General features: G+C 63.0%; 20 protein-coding genes and 1 tRNA gene. 12 read left to right on the top strand and 9 right to left on the bottom strand.

Going from position 1 to position 19,737, the window contains the following annotated elements; translation table 11 throughout:
- Positions 1-79: 79 nt before the first annotated feature.
- The 3 genes from AC07OD_RS21265 to paeA all read left to right on the top strand — a co-directional run bounded on the left by AC07OD_RS21265 (position 80) and on the right by paeA (position 3,432).
- On the top strand, positions 80-763 hold the full coding sequence (locus tag AC07OD_RS21265) for a hypothetical protein (protein WP_494597954.1): 684 nt from the start codon (positions 80-82) through the stop codon (positions 761-763).
- Positions 764-914: 151 nt separating this feature from the next.
- Positions 915-1,922: an AAA family ATPase gene (locus AC07OD_RS21260; protein WP_218293481.1), complete on the top strand. Its 1,008-nt coding sequence runs from the start codon at positions 915-917 to the stop codon at positions 1,920-1,922.
- A 160-nt stretch (positions 1,923-2,082) separates the two neighbouring features.
- Complete coding sequence (gene paeA, locus AC07OD_RS21255) at positions 2,083-3,432, top strand: polyamine export protein PaeA (protein WP_369641667.1); 1,350 nt, start codon at positions 2,083-2,085, stop codon at positions 3,430-3,432.
- Positions 3,433-3,661: 229 nt separating this feature from the next.
- On the opposite strand, the gene AC07OD_RS21250 is transcribed toward paeA, so the two are convergent.
- Together AC07OD_RS21250 and AC07OD_RS21245 are read right to left on the bottom strand one after the other, a co-directional pair.
- Entirely contained in the window at positions 3,662-4,351 is a 690-nt protein-coding gene (locus tag AC07OD_RS21250) for a lytic transglycosylase domain-containing protein (protein ID WP_218293479.1), read from the bottom strand.
- Positions 4,348-6,090 carry a proline--tRNA ligase gene (locus tag AC07OD_RS21245; RefSeq protein WP_492254697.1) on the bottom strand — a complete coding sequence of 581 codons (1,743 nt, stop codon included), beginning with the start codon at positions 6,088-6,090 and terminating at the stop codon, positions 4,348-4,350. Before AC07OD_RS21245 ends, AC07OD_RS21250 begins: the two co-directional genes overlap by 4 nt.
- Before the next feature lie 92 nt (positions 6,091-6,182).
- On the opposite strand from AC07OD_RS21245, the gene AC07OD_RS21240 reads away from it, so the two are divergent.
- The gene (locus tag AC07OD_RS21240) at positions 6,183-6,851 is read left to right on the top strand and encodes an RNA pyrophosphohydrolase (RefSeq protein WP_218293477.1); all 669 of its coding nucleotides are present in this window, start codon (positions 6,183-6,185) and stop codon (positions 6,849-6,851) included.
- 81 nt (positions 6,852-6,932) lie between these two features.
- Here AC07OD_RS21240 and proB read toward each other — a convergent pair whose 3' ends face one another.
- The 4 genes from proB to rplU form a co-directional block, all read right to left on the bottom strand.
- Positions 6,933-8,075, bottom strand: coding sequence for a glutamate 5-kinase (gene proB, locus AC07OD_RS21235; RefSeq protein ID WP_494597953.1), 1,143 nt, complete (start codon positions 8,073-8,075; stop codon positions 6,933-6,935).
- A 91-nt stretch (positions 8,076-8,166) separates the two neighbouring features.
- Positions 8,167-9,237: an Obg family GTPase CgtA gene (gene cgtA, locus AC07OD_RS21230; RefSeq protein WP_494597952.1), complete on the bottom strand. Its 1,071-nt coding sequence runs from the start codon at positions 9,235-9,237 to the stop codon at positions 8,167-8,169.
- A 172-nt stretch (positions 9,238-9,409) separates the two neighbouring features.
- Positions 9,410-9,667, bottom strand: coding sequence for a 50S ribosomal protein L27 (gene rpmA / locus AC07OD_RS21225; protein ID WP_008905145.1), 258 nt, complete (start codon positions 9,665-9,667; stop codon positions 9,410-9,412).
- 15 nt (positions 9,668-9,682) lie between these two features.
- Positions 9,683-9,994 carry a 50S ribosomal protein L21 gene (gene rplU, locus AC07OD_RS21220; protein WP_010462012.1) on the bottom strand — a complete coding sequence of 104 codons (312 nt, stop codon included), beginning with the start codon at positions 9,992-9,994 and terminating at the stop codon, positions 9,683-9,685.
- 225 nt (positions 9,995-10,219) lie between these two features.
- Between rplU and AC07OD_RS21215 the strand changes: the two genes are divergently transcribed.
- The 8 genes from AC07OD_RS21215 to AC07OD_RS21180 all read left to right on the top strand — a co-directional run bounded on the left by AC07OD_RS21215 (position 10,220) and on the right by AC07OD_RS21180 (position 16,985).
- The gene (locus AC07OD_RS21215; protein WP_218294407.1) at positions 10,220-11,149 is read left to right on the top strand and encodes a polyprenyl synthetase family protein; all 930 of its coding nucleotides are present in this window, start codon (positions 10,220-10,222) and stop codon (positions 11,147-11,149) included.
- Between the two features lie 41 nt (positions 11,150-11,190).
- Positions 11,191-11,267 (top strand) — tRNA-Pro (locus tag AC07OD_RS21210).
- A 128-nt stretch (positions 11,268-11,395) separates the two neighbouring features.
- Complete coding sequence (gene pilB / locus AC07OD_RS21205) at positions 11,396-13,135, top strand: type IV-A pilus assembly ATPase PilB (protein WP_218293474.1); 1,740 nt, start codon at positions 11,396-11,398, stop codon at positions 13,133-13,135.
- Positions 13,136-13,153: 18 nt separating this feature from the next.
- A complete protein-coding gene (locus AC07OD_RS21200; protein WP_218293473.1) occupies positions 13,154-14,374 on the top strand; it encodes a type II secretion system F family protein in 1,221 nt (406 codons plus the stop codon).
- Positions 14,374-15,252, top strand: coding sequence for a prepilin peptidase (locus AC07OD_RS21195; protein WP_218293472.1), 879 nt, complete (start codon positions 14,374-14,376; stop codon positions 15,250-15,252). The genes AC07OD_RS21200 and AC07OD_RS21195 overlap by 1 nt, the downstream gene beginning before the upstream one ends.
- Positions 15,253-15,255: 3 nt before the next feature.
- A complete protein-coding gene (coaE, locus tag AC07OD_RS21190) occupies positions 15,256-15,876 on the top strand; it encodes a dephospho-CoA kinase (protein ID WP_494597951.1) in 621 nt (206 codons plus the stop codon).
- An 85-nt stretch (positions 15,877-15,961) separates the two neighbouring features.
- A complete protein-coding gene (gene zapD, locus AC07OD_RS21185) occupies positions 15,962-16,717 on the top strand; it encodes a cell division protein ZapD (RefSeq protein ID WP_494597950.1) in 756 nt (251 codons plus the stop codon).
- 40 nt (positions 16,718-16,757) lie between these two features.
- Positions 16,758-16,985: a DNA gyrase inhibitor YacG gene (locus tag AC07OD_RS21180; protein WP_218293469.1), complete on the top strand. Its 228-nt coding sequence runs from the start codon at positions 16,758-16,760 to the stop codon at positions 16,983-16,985.
- Positions 16,986-17,075: 90 nt separating this feature from the next.
- Here the strand turns inward: AC07OD_RS21180 and AC07OD_RS21175 are convergent, their stop codons facing one another.
- The 3 genes from AC07OD_RS21175 to argJ are packed head-to-tail and all read right to left on the bottom strand — an operon-like array spanning position 17,076 to position 19,690.
- Positions 17,076-17,555 carry an NUDIX domain-containing protein gene (locus tag AC07OD_RS21175; RefSeq protein WP_255591193.1) on the bottom strand — a complete coding sequence of 160 codons (480 nt, stop codon included), beginning with the start codon at positions 17,553-17,555 and terminating at the stop codon, positions 17,076-17,078.
- Entirely contained in the window at positions 17,533-18,405 is an 873-nt protein-coding gene (locus tag AC07OD_RS21170; RefSeq protein WP_218293468.1) for an ATP-binding protein, read from the bottom strand. The genes AC07OD_RS21175 and AC07OD_RS21170 overlap by 23 nt, the downstream gene beginning before the upstream one ends.
- A gap of 55 nt (positions 18,406-18,460) precedes the next feature.
- A complete protein-coding gene (argJ, locus tag AC07OD_RS21165) occupies positions 18,461-19,690 on the bottom strand; it encodes a bifunctional glutamate N-acetyltransferase/amino-acid acetyltransferase ArgJ (RefSeq protein ID WP_369641660.1) in 1,230 nt (409 codons plus the stop codon).
- Positions 19,691-19,737 lie beyond the last annotated feature (47 nt).

Below are 19,737 nucleotides of genomic sequence, written 5' to 3'. Positions count from 1 at the left end.
TACCCCATGGAGGGGCAACCGAGAATGTTTGACTTCATGGTAAAACCGCCGTCTGCTCAGGCTCTCCCCCAAGACACCCATGAATCCCAAAAGCACTTTTGGCAGACGTGTATCGCGCGTTGTCGCGGCCTTTTTTCTTACGGCCCTTCTCGCGGCATGCGGTGGTTCAGACGACCCGAGTCCACCCGTTGCGTCCGAGCCACCGCCCGGCAATCCAGTCCCGACCGACCCGCCAACTGTGCCCTCCGGGCTCGCGAAATATGTGGGCACCTGGGAAGCCTGCTCATCTGCATTCCTCAAAACGACTTACTCCATCACTCTGAACGAGAATGGCAGCTTGGGCCTGGTGGCAAAAGGCACCTATTACACCGGCCCAGGTTGTACGGGGGACGCCAGAGCTGAACTAACACAAACGCCCCGCGTTCTTTCACACGCTGGGCAAACCACGCGTACTGCACGCACGTGGAATTCTGCGCACTATCCTGAAATCAACATCACCGCCGAGTTCGACGATTTTGTCTCTACTGGCACGGTTGGCTGGACACTCGTTGGTCCCGAGGTCCATGAGTTCATCCAGTTTGGCGTCTACTCTTGCTTGCCGGTTCCCATCGGAGGTCGGCAGTGTTACCTGCGCCCAAGCTCCCACATTCAGGAGATCAATGTGGCGATGCACCGGGTTGGCGCAACCATGTATTTCTTCAATCGGCCATCCGAATTGGGCGCCAGCATGTCGGAGGGCATCCCCTTCCAGAGGGTGCAATAGCCAACTGGTTGGGCCCGTAGAGCTTCGAGAGGCTTTGTAACACTCCGAGAGATTCAATGGACTTTCGTCCAATCCATTGAACCCCTATCATCCGGCCGGCACGTTGTGTGCTTGAATGGTTGCGTGACCTCACACCACGAAGGAGCATGCAATGACCAGCCATAGCCTTGTTCCCCAGCCACCCGCCCTGCGCCTGCCGGTGGCCCAGATGCGCAGCGTGTTCCACCCCGGCGATGTCGAGCGCAAGCTCGCACGGCTGCAGGAGTCGGGCAACCAGCGCGAATACGAAACCCTGCGCACCGTGTACGAGCGCATGCTGGAGCGCGGACCGGAGCGCTTTCAGGTCAAGCCCTCGGGCATCCCCGACATGGCCAGCCTGTACGGGCAGTTGCCCAACTTCACCGAGGTGCTGGACGACGTGAAGCGCCACGTGGCATTGGCGCAGGACAGCAGCGACGGCCTGGAGGTCACGCCCATGCTGCTGCTGGGCCCACCCGGCATCGGCAAGACCCACTTCGCGCGCCATCTGGCCGAGTTGCTGGGCACCGGCATGAACCTGCTGCCCATGAGCTCCATGACCGCGGGCTGGCTGCTGTCGGGCTCGTCGGCGCAATGGAAGGGAGCGCGCCCGGGCAAGGTGTTCGAGGCCCTGGTGGAGGGCGAATACGCCAATCCCGTCATCGTCGTCGACGAAATCGACAAGGCCAGCACCGATGCGCAGTACGATCCCATGGGCGCGCTGTACAGCCTGCTGGAGCACGACACGGCGCAGAGCTTCACCGACGAGTTCGCCGAGATCCCCATCGACGCGAGCCAGGTCATCTGGATCACCACGGCCAATGATGAACGGGGCATTCCCGACCCCATCCTCAACCGCATGAATGTGTACCAGGTGCAGCCGCCCAACCAGGAACAGGCCCGCGCCATCGCCCTGAACCTCTACCACGGCATCCGCGCGGGGCACGACTGGGGTCGGCGCCTCGACCCCGACCCCACGCCGGACGTGCTGGACCAGCTGGCCCAGATGCCGCCGCGCGAGATGCGCCGCGCGCTCATGACCGGCTTCGGCAACGCGCGGCTCGCGCAGCGCAGCACCGTGGAGGTGTCGGACCTGCCGCGCGCCGCCAGCGCCAAGGGGCGCATGGGTTTCATGCAGTAGCCAGGGCACGCCGGCTGAAGTCGGCCAAGGCGCCCGCGCGGCGCGGGCCTCCTCCAGCCTCGGCAGCGTGGGCGCGCACTGGGGCGGCAGGCAGGCTGGCCGCTACACTTGTCCAAGGGGCTTGCCCAGCGCCCTGCCCGCCTTCGCCGTAGCCCGTCCCATGACCCTGTCCCAAAGCCTTTTCATCATCGGCCTGCTCATCGCGGCCAGCGCCTTTTTTTCGATGGCCGAGATTTCGCTCGCGGCGGCGCGCCGCCTGCGTTTGCGCCAGATGGCCGATGAGGGGGACGCGCGCGCGGACCGGGTGCTGCGCATGCAGGAGCAGCCCGGCGACTACTTCACGGTGGTGCAGGTGGGCCAGAACGCCGTGGCCATCCTCGGCGGTATCGTGGGCGAGGGAGCGCTGAGCCCCCATTTCAGCGCATTGTTCGGACTGTGGTTTTCGGAGCCGACCGCGCAGACCGCCGGCTTCCTCGCGTCGTTCCTGGTCATCACCTCGCTGTTCATCCTGTTTGCAGACCTGTTTCCCAAGCGCCTGGGCATGGCCGAGCCGGAGCGCCTGGTGGTGCGGCTGGCACAGCCCATGGCCTGGTGCATGACGCTGCTGCGCCCCGTGGTGTGGTTCTACAGCCGGGGGGCCGATGCGCTGTTCCGGGTGCTGGGCATGTCGTCCCTGCGCGATGACCGCATCACCTCGGACGACATCCTGGCGATGATGGAGGCGGGCGCGCGCGCCGGGGTGCTGGCGGCCCGCGAGCAGCAGGTCATCACCAACGTGTTCGAGCTGGATACGCGCACGGTGTCCAGCGCCATGTCGCCCCGCGACCGGATCGCCTTCTTCCTGCGCGACGAGCCCGACTCCGTCATCCGCCTGCGCATCGCGGCCGAGCCGTTTTCGACCTACCCCGTCTGCGAGGGCGATATCGACCACGTGGTGGGTTACGTGGACGCGAAGGATCTCTTCCAGCGCGTGCTGAACAACCAGCCCATCTCGCTGGCGGACGACAGCCTGGTGCGCAAGGTGCTGATCGTGCCCGACCGGCTCACCCTCTCGGAGGTGCTGGAGCAGTTCCGCCAGGTGCACGAGGACTTTGCCGTCATCGTCAACGAGTACAGCCTGGTGGTGGGCGTGGTGACCCTGAACGACGTGATGAGCACGGTGATGGGCGACCTGGTGGGCCCGGCGGACGAAGAGCAGATCGTGCGGCGCGACGAGAATTCATGGCTCATCGACGGAGTCACGCCGATCGAAGACGTGCTGCATGCGCTGTCGCTCGACGAATTGCCCCACGCGGAAGAATACGAGACGCTGGCCGGCTTCCTGATGGTGATGCTGCGCCGCGTACCGCGCCGCACGGACAGCGTGAGCTGGGGCGGCTACAAGTTCGAGGTGCTGGACGTGGACAGCTACCGCATCGACCAGGTGATGGTGTCCCGCCTGGGTGCGCCCCAGGCGGAAAGCCCTGCCGCGCCCCCTCCGGCGGACAGCACCGCGGCGCCTGTGAAGTAGGGATGCCTTCGCGGCCATGCCCGCATGGTCCGGTTCGGCACGGTGGCTGCCAGAGCGGCCTGCCAAACCATGGATCAAATCGGGCTCCAACGCGCTCAGCATAAGCGCCAGAAGCTATACAAATAGGAGTACCCGTATCCGTATCGGTGGCCGCTGCGCGGATTCCACGGTTCCGTCCTCCGGCGCCCGGCTGCGTCGGCACCAAGGCCGGGCGCCGCAGGGGGCCGCTTCAGGCTGCGGGCAGCTGAGGCTTCTCGCCAAACAGCCAGTTGCGCTGGGCGCCAAACACCGCATCCGGGTAGGGCGAGCGCCCACGGCTGCCGTTGTAGCGGCCCAGCGCCATGAACAGGTCACCCCGCTCCCGGTCGATGTAGTGGCGAAGGATCACGCAGCCAAAGCGCAGATTGGTCTGCAGATGGAACAGCTTGCCCGCGTCGCCGTCGCCGATCACGCGCGTCCAGAACGGCATGACCTGCATGTAGCCGCGAGCGCCCACGCTGGAGACGGCAAACTTGCGGAAGGCGCTTTCGACCTGGATCAGCCCCAGGACCAGGGAGACATCGAGCCCGGCGCGCTTGGATTCGTACCAGGCGGTCTGCAGGAAGTCGCGCCGGATCTCCCACTCGGGTTTGCGGCGGCGCAGCCGGTCACTCATGGTGCCCAGCCAGCGCAGGTAGTGGATGCGGGCCTCGGTGGTGAAGAACTCGGGTTCGGGCGGGGCCTGGTTGGCAATGGCCGAGCTCAGCGCCGTGCGCACGGAGTCCATCAGAGGCTCTTCGAGCTGGCCGCCCGCATGCGCCGCTGCAGGGGCCGCCAGCCACGCCGCGGGGGCGGACAGGGCGGCCAGGCATGCACGGCGGGACAGGCCGCCGCCCTCGGGCGTCCCCCCTGCCGCCAAAGCCAGCCGCGCCTCGCTCATACCGCCATGCGGCCCTTCACGTGGGCCAGGATGTCTGCCGTGGGCACCTTGGTGGCCGCCGTGTCACGGCGATGCTGGTATTCGACCACGCCCTCCTTGAGGCTCTTGTCGCCGATGGTCACGCGGTGCGGCACGCCGATCAGCTCCCAATCGGCGAACATGGCGCCAGGGCGCTCGCCACGGTCGTCCAGGATCACGTCCACGCCCGCGGCCAGCAGGTCCGCATACAGCGATTCGGCCGTGGCCTTGACGGCCTCGCTGCGGTCCATGCCGACGGGGCACACGACCACGGTGAACGGAGCGATGGCGTCGGGCCAGATGATGCCGCGCTCGTCATGGTTCTGCTCGATGGCGGCGGCGGGCAGGCGCGTGACGCCGATGCCATAGCAGCCCATCTCGAAGAAGGCAGGCTTGCCGTCGTCACCCAGGAAGGTGGCGTTCATGTCCTTGCTGTACTTGGTGCCCAGATAGAACACGTGGCCCACCTCGATGCCGCGTTCGATGGCCAGTTCGCCCTTGTCGTCGGGCGAGCGGTCGCCCGCCACCACGTTGCGCAGGTCGGCCACGGCATCGGGCTCGGGCAGGTCGCGGCCCCAGTTGACGCCGGTGATGTGGAAATCGGGCTCGTTGGCGCCGCAGATCCAGTCGGCCATGACGGCCACCTCGCGGTCCACCACGATCTTGAGGGGCTTCTTCAGGCCGATGGGGCCCAGGTAGCCGGGCTTGCAGCCAAAGTGGTCCTCGATTTCGGAGAGCGTGGCAAAGCGGAAACCCGCCATGCCCGGCACCTTGGCCACCTTGATCTCGTTCATGTCGTGATCGCCGCGCAGCAGCAGCAGCCAGACCTGGGTCTTGACGATCTCGCCCGCCTCATTGGTTTCGTCCGTGGCCAGGACCAGCGACTTCACGGTGGTCGCCAGTGGCACGCCAAGCAGCTCTGCCACGTCGGCGCAGGTGCTCTTGCCCGGCGTGGCCGTCTTGGTCAGCGCCCCCGTGGCAGCGCCGCGTGGACCGGCGGGGGCTAGGGCTTCGGCCTTTTCCATGTTGGCGGCGTAGTCGCTCGCCGGGCAGTAGACGATGGCGTCCTCGCCGGTGGCGGCGATCACCTGGAACTCTTCGGAAAGGTCGCCACCGATGGCGCCGCTGTCGGCCGCCACGGCGCGGTAGGTCAGGCCAAAGCGGTCAAAAATGCGGCGATAGGCCTGTGCCATGACCTGGTAGCTGGCCTTGGCCGCCGCCTGGTCGCGGTCGAAGCTGTAGGCGTCCTTCATGATGAACTCGCGGCCACGCATCAGGCCAAAGCGTGGGCGGCGCTCATCGCGGAACTTGGTCTGGATCTGGTAGAAGTTCTTGGGCAGCTGCTTGTAGCTCTTGAGCTCCTGGCGCGCGATGTCAGTGATCACTTCCTCGCTGGTGGGCTGCACCACGAAATCGCGGCCATGGCGGTCCTGGATGCGCAGCAACTCGGGGCCCATCTTGTCGAAACGGCCCGTTTCCTGCCACAGCTCGGCCGGCTGCACCACGGGCATGGTCAGCTCCACGGCCCCCGCGCGGTTCATCTCCTCGCGCACGATGGCCTCGACCTTGCGGATCACCCGCAGCCCCATGGGCATGTAGTTGTAGATGCCAGCGCCCAGCTTCTTGATCAGCCCCGCCCGCGTCATGAGTTTGTGGCTGACCACTTCGGCATCCGCCGGAGCTTCCTTGAGGGTGGAAATAAAGAATTGGGAGGCTTTCATCGGAATCGATTTCGGGCAGAACGGGGCAGCCCACTTGCTGCACGCTAGGCGCCGTGCATAATGGACATAGTTTAAAAATTTGGGGTTTGATTATGCTTGACCGGGACGGCTTTCGGCCGAACGTCGGCATCATCCTGCTCAACCAGAAAAACCAGGTGTTCTGGGGCAAGCGCATACGCACCCACAGCTGGCAGTTCCCGCAAGGCGGCATTGACCGGGGTGAAACCCCCGAACAGGCCATGTTCCGTGAACTGCATGAAGAAGTGGGATTATTGCCCAACCACGTGCGCGTGGTGGCCCGCACCCGGGACTGGTTGCGCTATGAGGTGCCTGACCGGTACATCCGCCGCGATGCACGCGGACACTACAAAGGCCAGAAACAAATCTGGTATCTGCTTCAACTGGTGGGCCACGACTGGGACCTGAACCTCCGTGCCACCAACCACCCGGAATTCGACGCCTGGCGCTGGAACGACTACTGGGTTCCGCTGGACGTGGTGGTCGAATTCAAGCGCGGCGTCTATGAGATGGCCCTCACGGAACTGGCGCGCTACCTGCCCCGCCACGAGCAGCGCAACCGCTACCTGCGCAGCGGCATGCGCACGCGCGAAGGGGAGCACGCGGGCACGATGTTCCGGACCGGGTCCATGCTGATCAATCCGGGAATGGAGCTCCCTCCGGGCGCCAGCTTCGATCCCGACCCGCAGAACAGTGTGCCGGGGGAGCTGGACGGCCTGCCCACGGTCACCACGCCGCGCTAGCCCTTCAGTGGCCAGCCACCATGAAAAACGCCTGCGCAGAGCAGGCGTTTGACCGTGTGCGAGTGGCCTGGGGCTTGGCCATCAGCTGGTGGCAGCCAGCACCAGATTGTCGCGGTGCACCATCTCCGGCTCCGCAACATACCCCAGAAGCCTTTCGAACTCCGTCGAGGGCTTGCGGCACAGCATCCGCGCCTCGGCCGCCGCATAGTTGGCCAGGCCGCGGGCAATTTCAGCGCCGGAGGCGTCGCGCACGGCAATCACGTCACCACGGGAGAAGTCGCCCTCCACCGCCGTCATCCCGATGGGAAGCAGGCTCTTGCCTTCATCCCGCACCTTGGCGGCCGCCCCGGCGTCCACCACCACCGAACCCCGCAGTTGCAGGTGGTCGGCCATCCACTGCTTGCGGGCCTGCTTCTTCTGCGTCTGGGCCACGAGCAAGGTGCCCAGCGCCTCGCCCCGCACGAGGCGGACCAGTACGTCGGATTCACGCCCCCAGGCAATCACGGTGGACGCCCCCGAGCCGGCAGCCCGTTTGGCCGCCAGGATCTTGGTGATCATGCCGCCCTTGCCAATGCTGGAACCCGCGCCGCCGGCCATGGCCTCCAGTGCCGGGTCGCCCGCCTTGGCTTCGTGGACAAACTGCGCCGATGCATCACGGCGCGGATCGGCCGTGTACAGCCCCTTCTGGTCGGTCAGGATGATCAGCGCATCGGCCTCCACCAGATTGGCCACCAGGGCACCTAGCGTGTCGTTGTCGCCGAACTTGATCTCGTCGTTCACGACGGTGTCGTTCTCATTGATCACCGGCACCACGCCAAGGCGCAGCAGCGTGAGCAAGGTCGAGCGCGCGTTCAGGTAGCGCTCTCGGTCGGCCAGGTCCGCATGGGTGAGCAGCACCTGCGCGCTGCCCATGCCCTGCTCGCGCAACTTGGTTTCGTACATCTGCGCCAGCCCCATCTGTCCGACGGCGGCAGCGGCCTGCAGCTCGTGGACTTCGTGCGGCCGCGTGGTCCAGCCCAGGCGCTTCATGCCTTCGGCAATGGCACCGCTGGACACCATCACAACCTCGCGCGGCGCGCCGCCGTCGCCACGCACCAGGGCAGCCAGTTGGCGGCTCCATTCACCAATGGCGGTTTCGTCCAGGCCACGCCCCTCATTGGTCACAAGACTGGAACCCACCTTGACCACGATGCGGCGGGCATCTCGCAATACGCTGGAAACCATTTTGTAGTGTTTTTGGCCACTAGCGCTTGTTTATCAAGCGCCAATAGCTATTAAAAATATAGCAATCAAATCCAAATAGCCCTGCGACGAATCAGGCAGGAGCATCTCCGGCAAAACGAGGATCAATTTCCACCGGCTCGTTCTCCACCCGCTGCTCAGACTGCACGTGGCGGAAGATGGCATGGATCAGCGGCTCGCAGCCTTCGCGCGTGAGGGCAGAAATCTCGAAGACGGGCCCTTTCCACTTGAAGCGCTTGACGAAGTCCTTCACCCGCGTTTCCCTCTCTTCGGTGGGCACCATGTCCAGCTTGTTCAACACCAGCCAGCGCGGCTTGTTGTACAGCTGCTGGTCGTATTTCTTGAGCTCGTTCACGATGGCCTTGGCCTGGGCCACCGGATCCACCGCATCATCGAAGGGCGCCAGATCGACAATGTGCAGCAGCAGGCGGGTGCGCTGCAGGTGGCGCAGGAACTGGTGCCCGAGGCCTGCACCTTCCGAAGCGCCTTCGATCAGCCCGGGAATATCGGCCACCACAAAACTCTGCTCAGGGCCCACGCGCACGACGCCCAGGTTGGGGTGCAGCGTGGTGAACGGGTAGTCCGCGATCTTGGGGCGGGCGTTGGACACCGCCGTGATGAAGGTCGATTTGCCCGCATTGGGCATGCCCAGAAGGCCCACGTCGGCCAGCACCTTCAACTCCAGTTTCAGGTTCTTCTTCTCGCCAGGCCAGCCCGGTGTCTTCTGGCGGGGGGCGCGGTTGATGGCGCTCTTGAAGCGCATGTTGCCAAAACCACCATCCCCGCCCTTGGCGATGGTGATGACCTCGCCCGGGTTGAGCAGCTCGTACAGCACTTCGCCTGTTTCAGCGTCGGTGATGATGGTGCCCACGGGCATCTTGAGGGTGATGTCGGTGCCCGCGGCACCGAACATGTCCGATCCCATGCCATGCTCCCCGCGCTTGGCCTCATGGCGCCGAGAGTAGCGAAAATCCACCAGGGTGTTCAGATTCGGATCCGCCACCGCGAACACATGCCCGCCGCGCCCACCGTCGCCCCCATTGGGACCGCCGAACTCCTTGTACTTTTCATGCCGGAAAGACACGCAGCCATTGCCACCATCGCCTGCGGCAATGTCAATAAAGGCTTCATCGACGAACTTCATGGGATATCCAGTTTACAAAAGGGCGCGGCACCGACGGCAGGTTACCCGGCAGGTCGGAGCAGCGGAACGCCTCGGAGGCGCTGTCTGCGAATGGCTTGAACGCGCCATCGTACAGACCAAACAACAAAGCCCCGGCAAAGCGGGGCTTCGATGGCTACCGGAGGAATGAACCTCAGGCAGGAGTCACATTGACCGTGGACTTGGACAACGCACCCTTGGTGCCGAACGACACGTGGCCGTCCACCAGGGCGAACAAGGTGTGATCCTTGCCCACGCCGACATTGTTGCCGGGGTGGAAACGCGTGCCGCGTTGGCGCACGATGATCGAGCCAGCGCTGATCAGTTCACCACCGAACGCCTTGACACCCAGCATCTTTGGCTTGGAGTCGCGCCCGTTTCGCGTAGAGCCGCCGCCTTTTTTCTGTGCCATGACTAGCTCCTTCGATTAAGCAGCAATCGCACCGATTTGCAGCTCAGTGAACTGCTGGCGATGGCCTTGGCGTTTTTGATAGTGCTTGCGACGGCGCATCTTGAAGATGTGCACCTTGTCGTGCTTGCCGTGGGCCACGACAGTGGCTTTCACGGTTGCGCCGGACACCAGGGGCGTACCGATCTTGAGTTCAGCGCCGTTGCCGACTGCCAAAACCTGATCGATCACAATTTCCTGGCCTACGTCCGCAGCAATCTGTTCTACTTTAATTTTTTCGCCGGAAGCAACGCGATACTGCTTGCCGCCGGTTTTTATGACCGCGTACATGTTGACCTCTTGATATGAGTTCTGCAGACGAATTTCCGCAGAGCCCAAGAGTATAGCGCATCGCTCCGAGCAGCGCCAGCCCCCGCATGCCGGCCGAGCGGCAGCCTCGCGCAACGCGCCGGGGCGCCTTCAGGGCTTCCTATAATCCGGTCTCTTTCTGCGACCACCATCTTGACTGACCACACCGCCCCCGCCGCATCGCCCCTCCTGCTCGTTGCACAAGACATGCACGAGGTCGACAAGGTCATCGGTCAGCGCCTGACTTCCAGCGTTCCCCTGGTCGCGCAGATATCCCAATACATCATTGCCGCCGGCGGCAAGCGCCTGCGGCCCGCGCTTTTGCTCATGGTGTGCGGAGCCCTGGACTACCGAGGCGCGCAGCGCCACAGTCTCGCGGCCGTCGTGGAGCTGATCCACACCGCCACCCTGCTGCACGACGATGTGGTGGATGCCTCCACCCTGCGCCGCGGCCGCCCCACTGCCAACGAAACTTTTGGCAATCCTGCCAGCGTGCTCGTCGGCGATTTCCTGCACACCCGCTCCTTCCAGATGATGGTCGAGGCGGGCAGCATGCGCATCATGGAAATACTCTCGGAAGCCACCAATGTGATCGCCGAGGGGGAAGTGCTGCAGCTCATGAATATGCACGATGCATCGCTGGACGAAGCGGGCTACCTGCGTGTCATCCGGTCCAAGACCGCCAAGCTGTTTGAAGCCAGTGCCCGCCTCGGCGCGGTGCTGGCGGGCAGCCCGCCCGATGTCGAAGAGGCCTGCGCAACCTACGGGCAGGCACTGGGAACCGCCTTCCAGATCATTGACGACGTTCTCGACTACGACGGCGACGCAGTGGAAATGGGTAAAAATCTGGGAGACGATCTTCGGGAAGGCAAGTCCACCCTGCCCCTGATCGCCGCCATGGAACGCGGAACGCAAAGCCAGGCGCAAACCGTGCGCCACGCCATTGAACAGGGCTCCACCGACCAACTGGCCGAGATCGTGCAGATTGTCCGCGACACCGGGGCACTGGACATCACCCGGGCAGCGGCCTTCGGCGAGGCCCGCCGCGCCATGGCCGCGGCCGAGCAATTACCCGCCAATGCCTATTCAGCAGGTTTGCTAGAATTGGCCGCGCAATTGCTTGCACGACGCAACTGAGATGCCCCATTGCATCCACTTTCGAGTGCAATTGCACACAACGGGGTGTAGCTTAGCCTGGTAGAGCGCTACGTTCGGGACGTAGAGGCCGGAGGTTCGAATCCTCTCACCCCGACCACAAGACCGCATTTTCAACAAAAGCGCCGGTTCTGTGGTGCTGTTGCCAATATCGACGGCTGTACAGCTTGTGGCTGATCGGTGATGATAGGATGGATTCTTTTCCACACCTAACACATTACCGGTTACATGGCCGCTGTTGATACTGCCCCCAAAGAAGCCTCTGCAGTGGCCCTTCCCGGATTGGGTAGGGCGTTGATGTCCGCCGGCAAGTTGACCCAAAAGTCGGCAGAGGACATTTACAAAAAATCACAAATCAGCCGCACCAGTTTTATTGCCGAATTGACGGGATCTGGTGCCGTGTCGGCTGCCGATTTGGCGCACACCGTTTCAGCCGTGTTTGGTGCGCCCTTGCTGGATCTGGAAGCAATTGATCCGCTTCGACTGCCCAAAGAGCTTCTCGATCCCAAAATATGTCAGGCGTATCGGGTCGTTGTCCTCAGCAAACGCAATAATCGTCTGATCGTCGCGACCGCCGATCCCACTGACCAGGAAGCTGCCGAGAAAATCAAATTCACGACCCAGATGGGGGTGGATTGGATTATCGCTGAATATGACAAGCTCAGCCGACTGGTAGAATCCACCACAAAATCAACCAGTGAGTCGATGGACACCCTGGTGAGCGGTGGAGGCGACTTTGATTTCGACGATGTAGCCGTAGAAGAAGCACCCGACAACAACGACGCCGGTGCCGGCGATGTGGAAGATGCGCCCATCGTCAAGTTCCTGCACAAGATGCTGCTCGACGCATTCAATATGCGGGCCTCGGACCTGCATTTTGAACCCTACGAGCACCAGTACCGGGTGAGATTCCGGATCGATGGAGAACTCCGGGAAATCGCGTCCCCGCCCATCGCGATCAAGGACAAGCTCGCATCCCGCATCAAGGTGATCTCCCGCCTGGATATTTCAGAAAAGAGAGTCCCGCAAGACGGACGCATGAAATTGAAAGTGGGCCCGGACAGGGTGATCGACTTCCGTGTGAGCACCCTCCCCACCCTGTTTGGGGAAAAAATCGTTATTCGTATCCTGGACCCGAGCAGCGCCAAGCTTGGGATTGATGCGCTGGGCTACGAACCCCAGGAAAAAGAGCGGCTGCTGGAGGCCATAGGGCGCCCCTATGGAATGATTCTGGTCACGGGCCCGACGGGTTCCGGCAAGACCGTGTCGCTATATACCTGCCTGAACCTGCTAAACAAGCCGGGCGTGAACATTGCCACCGCGGAAGACCCGTCGGAAATCAACCTGCCCGGGGTCAATCAGGTCAACGTCAATGAAAAAGCGGGGTTGACTTTTGCCGTGGCCCTGAAATCCTTTCTGCGGCAGGATCCCGACATCATCATGGTCGGTGAAATTCGCGATCTGGAGACCGCAGATATTTCTATCAAGGCAGCGCAGACGGGTCACCTGGTTTTGTCGACCCTGCACACCAACGATGCCCCCACGACCCTGACCCGGATGCGCAATATGGGGATTGCCCCATTCAATATCGCGTCCAGCGTGATTCTTATTACCGCGCAACGCCTTGCGCGCAGGCTGTGCCCCGTGTGCAAGGTGCCGGCTGATATACCGCACGAATCCCTTCTCGAAGCGGGTTACAAGGATGAGGACATCGACGGAAGCTGGGTGACCTACCGTCCTGTAGGCTGCTCGGCCTGCAACAATGGCTACAAGGGCCGGGTCGGCATATATCAGGTGATGCCAATCTCGGAAGACATCCAGCGCATCATATTGCGAGATGGAAGCGCGCTTGAGATCGCCGAGCAGGCACGAGCGGAAGGTGTTCGCTCACTGCGCGAATCCGGCCTGCACAAAGCAAGATTAGGTTTCACTTCGCTGGAAGAAGTGCTTGCCGTCACCAACGAATAACGAGTTAGAGGGACCAGCATGGCAACTGCTGCATCATCACGGGATATCAAGGAATTTGTTTTCGAATGGGAAGGCAAGGACCGGCACGGGAAAATCGTGCGCGGCGAGGTGCGCGCTTCCGGGGAAAACCAAGTGCAAGCCACCCTGCGCCGCCAGGGTGTTTTCCCGACAAAGATCAAGAAAAGGCGCATGCGGTCGGGCAAGAAGATTAAGCCCAAGGACATTGCTCTGTTCACTCGGCAGCTTGCAACCATGATGAAAGCTGGGGTACCTCTCCTCCAATCATTTGACATTGTGGGGCGAGGCAATACAAATGCAAGCGTTACCAAACTGCTCAATGACATCCGCTCTGACGTGGAAACAGGCACGTCGCTGAATGCTGCATTCCGCAAGCATCCGATGTATTTTGACAGCTTGTATTGCAATTTGGTGGAAGCGGGCGAGGCCGCGGGTATTCTGGAAGCACTGCTTGATCGACTGGCCACCTACATGGAAAAAACGGAGGCCATAAAATCAAAAATCAAATCAGCACTAATGTATCCAATATCAGTTATTATTGTTGCATTCGTTGTTGTTACTGTGATTATGATATTTGTAATTCCTGCATTCAAAGAAGTTTTTACTTCTTTTGGAGCAGATTTGCCTGCACCCACCTTGTTTGTAATGGCAATAAGTGAGATTTTTGTGAAATGGTGGTGGCTTATTTTTGGCGCAATAGGCGGTGGTTTTTTCTTCTTCATGCAAGCATGGAAAAGAAATGAAAAAATGCAGATGCTCATGGATCGAATACTGTTGAAGATTCCAATCTTCGGTGCGCTGGTGGAGAAGTCCTGTGTGGCGCGATGGACCCGAACGCTATCCACCATGTTCGCGGCTGGCGTGCCTCTGGTCGAAGCGCTCGACTCGGTGGGCGGCGCCTCGGGCAATTCCGTATATTCGATGGCCACCGAAAGAATCCAGCAGGAAGTCTCCACCGGCACGAGCCTTACCGCAGCCATGGGTAATGCCAATATTTTCCCGTCCATGGTGCTTCAGATGTGTGCCATTGGCGAGGAATCGGGCTCCATCGACCACATGCTGGGCAAGGCTGCCGATTTTTACGAAGCAGAAGTGGATGAAATGGTGGCAGGCCTGTCGAGCCTCATGGAACCCATCATCATTGTCTTCCTGGGAACGTTGATTGGCGGGATCGTGGTCTCGATGTACCTCCCCATCTTCAAGCTTGGCCAAGTCGTGTGATGGAGATGGAGATTTGGTGGAATGCGAGTTGGGGTGCGGTATTGGGGCTTCTGATCGGCAGTTTTCTCAACGTGGTCATTTACCGGCTGCCCAAGATGATGGAGCGCCGGTGGACTGAAGAGGTGCAGGCGATGCAGGCGCCGGCCGCACAAGCTGATACCAGCCCGGCGCATCCCGAGCCAGAGCGGTTCAATCTCATGGTCCCCCGCTCTCGCTGCCCGTCCTGCGGGCACTTGGTGCAGTGGTACGAGAACATTCCTGTCGTCAGCTATCTCTTTCTGCGGGGCCGCTGCTCGGCCTGCAAGGCGCGGATCTCGCTCCGATATCCTCTGATCGAGATGGCGACCGGTGCCCTGTTCTTCTTTTGCATCCAGCGCTGGGGTGTCACGGCCACGGGGATTGCATGGTGTGGTTTCTCGGCGGCCCTGGTGGCACTGGCATTCATCGACTGGGACACCACCCTCCTGCCCGACGACATCACCCTGCCGCTGCTGTGGGCCGGCCTTTTGTCGTCTGCCCTGCAGTGGATCGCAGTACCGCTGCACGCCTCGGTGTTCGGCGCCGTGGCGGGCTATCTTTCGCTTTGGCTGGTCTACTGGGGGTTCAAGCTCGCCACCGGCAAGGAAGGCATGGGGTATGGGGATTTCAAGCTGTTTGCCGCGCTGGGAGCCTGGTTCGGCTGGCAGGCCCTCGTACCCATCATTCTGATGTCCTCGGTGATCGGCGCCGTCATCGGCATCGCGATGAAAATCTTCAGCAGCCTGCGTGAAGGCGGCTACATCCCCTTCGGCCCCTTTCTTGTGGGGGCGGGATTCACGGCGATGGTGTTCGGGCCCCAAGCCATTCTGGACACGGTGCTGAAACTCCTGGGCCTTTGAACGATGAATCCACGCAAGCATCCCTTGCGTCTGGGCCTGACCGGTGGCATTGGCAGCGGCAAGAGCACGGTGGGCCATGTGCTGGCCTCCCTGGGCGCCAGCCTGATCGACGCGGACCAGATCGCCCGTGAGGTCACAGGCCCGCACGGAGCGGCCATGGAGGCCATCCGCGCGACTTTCGGCAGCGGCTTCGTGGATGCCACCGGGGCGCTGGACCGGGGCCGCATGCGTGCGCTGGCCTTCAGCCGGCCGGAGGCACGGGCCCAGCTCGAAGGGATCGTGCACCCGCTCGTCACCCTTCACGGCAATTTGAAGGCCGAGCAGGCGGCGCACGAGGGCCATGCGCTGATCGTGTTCGATATTCCGCTGCTGGCGGAATCCGGTCGTTGGGCCCGCAGGCTGGACGCAGTGCTGGTGGTCGATTGTTCAGCTGAAACGCAGATCGAACGCGTCATGCAGCGCAACGGCCTGACGCGGGAGGTGGTGCTGGGCATCATTGCGTCGCAAGCCAGCCGCCCGGCCCGGCGGGCCGTCGCAGATGCCGTGATTGCCAACGACAGGGATTGCACGCTGGAGAACCTGCACGCGCAAACCCGGCAGGCAGCGGCGCTGTTCGGGCTATGATGCGAACGAAACCGTTTGTGCTTTCACTCCATGCCGTGCGCCACCGGCGTCAGAATACCCCCTGAGCCCCCAGGAACCCGCCAGCGTGATCCTTTACGAATATCCCTTTAACGAGCGTCTCAGAACCTATCTGCGGCTTGAGCAGTTGTTTCGCCGGTTGGGGGAATTGATACCCCGCTCCCACGCGCTCGATCATCACTTCGCGCTGGTCACGATCTTCGAGATCATGGACGTCGCAGCGCGGGCCGACCTGAAGTCGGACGTGCTCAAGGACATCGAGAAGCACAAGCACCAGCTCGACAGCTACCGGGGCAACCCCTCGATCTCCGAAGCGGCGCTGGATGCGATCATCGCCCAGCTGGACCGCTGTTTCACCGCGCTGAATACCCAGTCCGGCAAGTCGGGCCACTCGCTCACGGAAAACGACTGGCTGATGAGCATCCGCAGCCGGGTCGGCATTCCAGGGGGTACCTGCGGCTTTGACCTGCCCGCCTACTACGCGTGGCAGCACCATCCGCCCGCCGTGCGGCAGCAGGCGCTCGAGGAATGGGCGTCCACACTGGCCCCCCTCGCTGAATCCATCTACGTGCTGCTCAAGCTGCTGCGCGATTCCGGCGTGCCCCAGAAGGTGGCTGCCGAGCGCGGCCAGTTCCAGCAGAATCTGCCGCAGGGCCGCACGTTCCAGTTGCTGCGCCTGCGCATCGATCCCGCCCTGGACCTGATTCCCGAAATCAGCGGCAACCGCCTCATCGTCTCGGTGCGGCTCATGCGGCTGGAGGGCGATGGACGCCTGCACGCCTGCAGCGAGGACGCTGCGTTTGAACTGACCCTGTGCGCCTGAGGCTCGGCGCTGGATCGTGATTTGAGGACGACGACGAGACATGGCCGCTCCCGCCCCCCGCCCCGATGCGGCAACCGCCGCCCGCACCGTGACCTGCCCCACCTGCGGTGGAGACAGCGTCTACAGCCCTGCCAATGCCTACCGCCCGTTCTGCAGCGAGCGCTGCAAGCAGGTCGATCTCGGTGCCTGGGCAAGCGAGGATTTCCGGATGCCCGCAGAGGCCCCGCCCACCGATGCGCAGTACGGCGATCCACGCCTGCAACACTGACCCCGGCTGGCAGGCCAGCCCGCATCTTCAGGGAAATCGCCACCCAGCGCCCTATCTGCAAGCGCAAATAGCTATTAATTCAATAGCGGTCTACGGAGGTGGTGGCGAAAACTCCACGCCCCGCTCCTGCGCAAGCCACTGCAGCACCGGGTAGGCACCTGGCAAGACAGGCGATACCGTCAGCGGAATCTGCTGCCACTGCATGGCCTGCCCTTCACGCATCTCGAACTGTCCCGACCATTCCCACACCTTGCACCAGTGCAGGCGCACCAGGGCATGCGGGTAGTCGTGCTCGGTGACTTTCCATACGCTGGCCGCCCCAATGGTCACGCCCAGCTCCTCGATCAATTCGCGGCGCAGTGCCTGCTCCACGGTTTCGCCCGCCTCCAGCTTGCCGCCCGGGAACTCCCAGTACCCGGCATAGGGCTTGCCCGGCGGGCGGGTGGACAACAGCATGGCGCCATCGGCGCGCAGCAGGATGCCCACCGCGACCTCCGTGTGCTTTCGGCTGGCTTGCGGGGCGGGAACCAGGGGCGTGGTTGCGGAATCAGCCACTGTGCCGTCCCGCATAGTCGCGCGCGAACTGGTAGGCCACGCGGCCGCTGCGCGAGCCGCGCTCCAGCGCCCAGACGAGTGCCTCGGGCCGCGCGGCCGTGATCGCGGCCCCGGACACCCCCAGGGAGGACAGCCATTGGGCCACGATGGTCAGGTACTCCTCCTGGCTGAAGGGGTAGAAGCTCACCCACAGGCCGAACCGCTCCGACAGCGAAATCTTCTCTTCCACCACTTCGCCGGGGTGCACTTCGCCATCCTCGGTGTGGGTGTAGGTGAGGTTTTCCGCCATGTACTCAGGCAGCAGGTGGCGCCGGTTGCTCGTCGCATAGATCAGCACATTCGGCGTGGCCGCCGCCACCGAACCGTCGAGGATCGACTTCAGGGCCTTGTAGCCCGGCTCGCCCTCCTCAAAGCTCAGGTCATCGCAGAACACGACGAATTTCTCTGGCCGGTCGGACACCACGTCCACGATGTCGGGCAGGTCGACAAGGTCGGCCTTGTCCACTTCGATCAGGCGCAGGCCCCGCCCCGCATAGGCATTGAGGCAGGCCTTGATGAGCGAGGACTTGCCGGTGCCGCGGGCGCCGGTCAGCAACACGTTGTTGGCGGGCTTGCCCTGCACGAACTGCTCCGTGTTGCGCGCGATCCTCTCCTTCTGCCCGTCGATTTCCTTGAGGTCCGACAGCTGCATGCCGGCGACATGGCGCACGGGTTCCAGGGTGCCGTGGCCGCTGCTGCGCTTGCGGTAGCGCCAGGCAATCGAGCCCGACCAGTCGGGCGCGCCCAGCGGCTGGGGCAGCACGGATTCAATGCGGGCGATCAGTTGCTCGGCCCGCTCGATCAGGTGTTCAAATTTTTCGTTCATTTTCGCCTTCAGCGCTTGTGAATAAAGCGCTAGCAGCTATCAAATCAGGAGTCACTCACGAACGGTAGTCCGCATTGATGGTTACGTATTCGTGGCTGAAATCACACGTCCACACCGTGTCGGACACGCTGCCCCGGCCCAGCAGGACACGCACGGTGATCTCGCTTTGCTTCATCACGCGCTGCCCATCCTCCTCGCGGTAGGCCGGATTGCGGCCGCCCTTGACCGCCACATGCACATCGTCCAGGTACAGGTCGATGCCGGTCTGGTCCAGATCATCGATACCGGCATACCCCACGGCCGCGAGGATACGGCCCAGGTTCGGGTCGCTGGCATAGAACGCTGTCTTGACCAGGGGCGAATGGGCGATGGCGTACGCCACCTTGCGGCATTCGTCACCCGTCTTGCCACCTTCCACCCGGACGGTGATGAACTTGGTGGCTCCCTCGCCGTCGCGCACGATGGCCTGGGCGAGCTTTTGCGACACCGCCAGCATGGCTGCCTTCAGGGCCTGGCCCTCGGCGCTGGCCAGGGAAGCGATGGGCGCATGCGCGGCCTTGTTGGTGGCCACCACCACGAACGAGTCGTTGGTCGATGTGTCGCCGTCGATCGTGACCCGGTTGAAAGAGCCATCGGCCAGTTCGCGGGCCAGCTGCTGCATCACGGCCGGGGCCACACAGGCGTCCGTGGCCATGAAGCCGAGCATGGTGGCCATATTGGGCCGGATCATGCCGGCGCCCTTGCTGATGCCGGTGATGGACACCGTGGCGCCGCCAATCTGCACCTGCGCGGAGAACGCCTTGGGCAGCGTGTCGGTGGTCATGATGCCTTCCGCCGCACGGGCCCAATGGCCGGACTGCGCGTCAGCAATCGCGGCGGGCAGGCCGGCCTCGATGCGGTCGCTGGGCAGGGGTTCCATGATCACGCCGGTGGAGAACGGCAGGATCTGCTCGGGCGCCACGCCGAGCTGGCGCGCGAGCGCGCCGCAGGTGGCCCGCGCACGCGCCAGGCCATCGGCCCCCGTGCCCGCATTGGCATTGCCGGTGTTGACCACCATCGCACGGATCGCCTGGCCGGCGGCAAGGTGGTCGCGGCTGATCTGCACCGGTGCGGCGCAAAAACGGTTCTGCGTGAACACGCCCGCCACGCTGGCGCCCTCGTCCAGCAGGAACACGGTGAGGTCCTTGCGATGGGCCTTGCGGACACCGGCTTCGGCAACACCAATGCGGACGCCGGCGATCGGGTGCAGATCGGCGGCCACGGGGGCGACAAGATTGACAGGCATGGGAGACAGGGCCTTTCTGATAAAAACTGCGGCCGATTATCCGGAAA

It is taken from the genome of Acidovorax sp. GW821-FHT10E03 (genome assembly GCF_059415205.1).
Note: the sequence above shows the minus strand (reverse complement) of the source record. Positions and strands in the feature narration are given on the sequence as shown.

Excerpts from the sequence above, each read along its gene's own strand:
- AC07OD_RS21240 (WP_218293477.1), top strand. The coding sequence starts at position 6,183 with ATGCTTGACCGGGACGGCTTTCGGCCGAACGTCGGCATCATCCTGCTC.
- proB (WP_494597953.1), bottom strand. The coding sequence starts at position 8,075 with ATGGTTTCCAGCGTATTGCGAGATGCCCGCCGCATCGTGGTCAAGGTG.
- coaE (WP_494597951.1), top strand. The coding sequence starts at position 15,256 with ATGAATCCACGCAAGCATCCCTTGCGTCTGGGCCTGACCGGTGGCATT.
- argJ (WP_369641660.1), bottom strand. The coding sequence starts at position 19,690 with ATGCCTGTCAATCTTGTCGCCCCCGTGGCCGCCGATCTGCACCCGATC.
- AC07OD_RS21195 (WP_218293472.1), top strand. The coding sequence starts at position 14,374 with ATGGAGATGGAGATTTGGTGGAATGCGAGTTGGGGTGCGGTATTGGGG.
- AC07OD_RS21245 (WP_492254697.1), bottom strand. The coding sequence starts at position 6,090 with ATGAAAGCCTCCCAATTCTTTATTTCCACCCTCAAGGAAGCTCCGGCG.
- rpmA (WP_008905145.1), bottom strand. The coding sequence starts at position 9,667 with ATGGCACAGAAAAAAGGCGGCGGCTCTACGCGAAACGGGCGCGACTCC.
- paeA (WP_369641667.1), top strand. The coding sequence starts at position 2,083 with ATGACCCTGTCCCAAAGCCTTTTCATCATCGGCCTGCTCATCGCGGCC.
- AC07OD_RS21250 (WP_218293479.1), bottom strand. The coding sequence starts at position 4,351 with ATGAGCGAGGCGCGGCTGGCTTTGGCGGCAGGGGGGACGCCCGAGGGC.
- AC07OD_RS21260 (WP_218293481.1), top strand. The coding sequence starts at position 915 with ATGACCAGCCATAGCCTTGTTCCCCAGCCACCCGCCCTGCGCCTGCCG.
- AC07OD_RS21215 (WP_218294407.1), top strand. The coding sequence starts at position 10,220 with ATGCACGAGGTCGACAAGGTCATCGGTCAGCGCCTGACTTCCAGCGTT.
- rplU (WP_010462012.1), bottom strand. The coding sequence starts at position 9,994 with ATGTACGCGGTCATAAAAACCGGCGGCAAGCAGTATCGCGTTGCTTCC.
- AC07OD_RS21180 (WP_218293469.1), top strand. The coding sequence starts at position 16,758 with ATGGCCGCTCCCGCCCCCCGCCCCGATGCGGCAACCGCCGCCCGCACC.
- pilB (WP_218293474.1), top strand. The coding sequence starts at position 11,396 with ATGGCCGCTGTTGATACTGCCCCCAAAGAAGCCTCTGCAGTGGCCCTT.
- AC07OD_RS21265 (WP_494597954.1), top strand. The coding sequence starts at position 80 with ATGAATCCCAAAAGCACTTTTGGCAGACGTGTATCGCGCGTTGTCGCG.
- cgtA (WP_494597952.1), bottom strand. The coding sequence starts at position 9,237 with ATGAAGTTCGTCGATGAAGCCTTTATTGACATTGCCGCAGGCGATGGT.
- AC07OD_RS21175 (WP_255591193.1), bottom strand. The coding sequence starts at position 17,555 with ATGCGGGACGGCACAGTGGCTGATTCCGCAACCACGCCCCTGGTTCCC.
- AC07OD_RS21200 (WP_218293473.1), top strand. The coding sequence starts at position 13,154 with ATGGCAACTGCTGCATCATCACGGGATATCAAGGAATTTGTTTTCGAA.
- AC07OD_RS21170 (WP_218293468.1), bottom strand. The coding sequence starts at position 18,405 with ATGAACGAAAAATTTGAACACCTGATCGAGCGGGCCGAGCAACTGATC.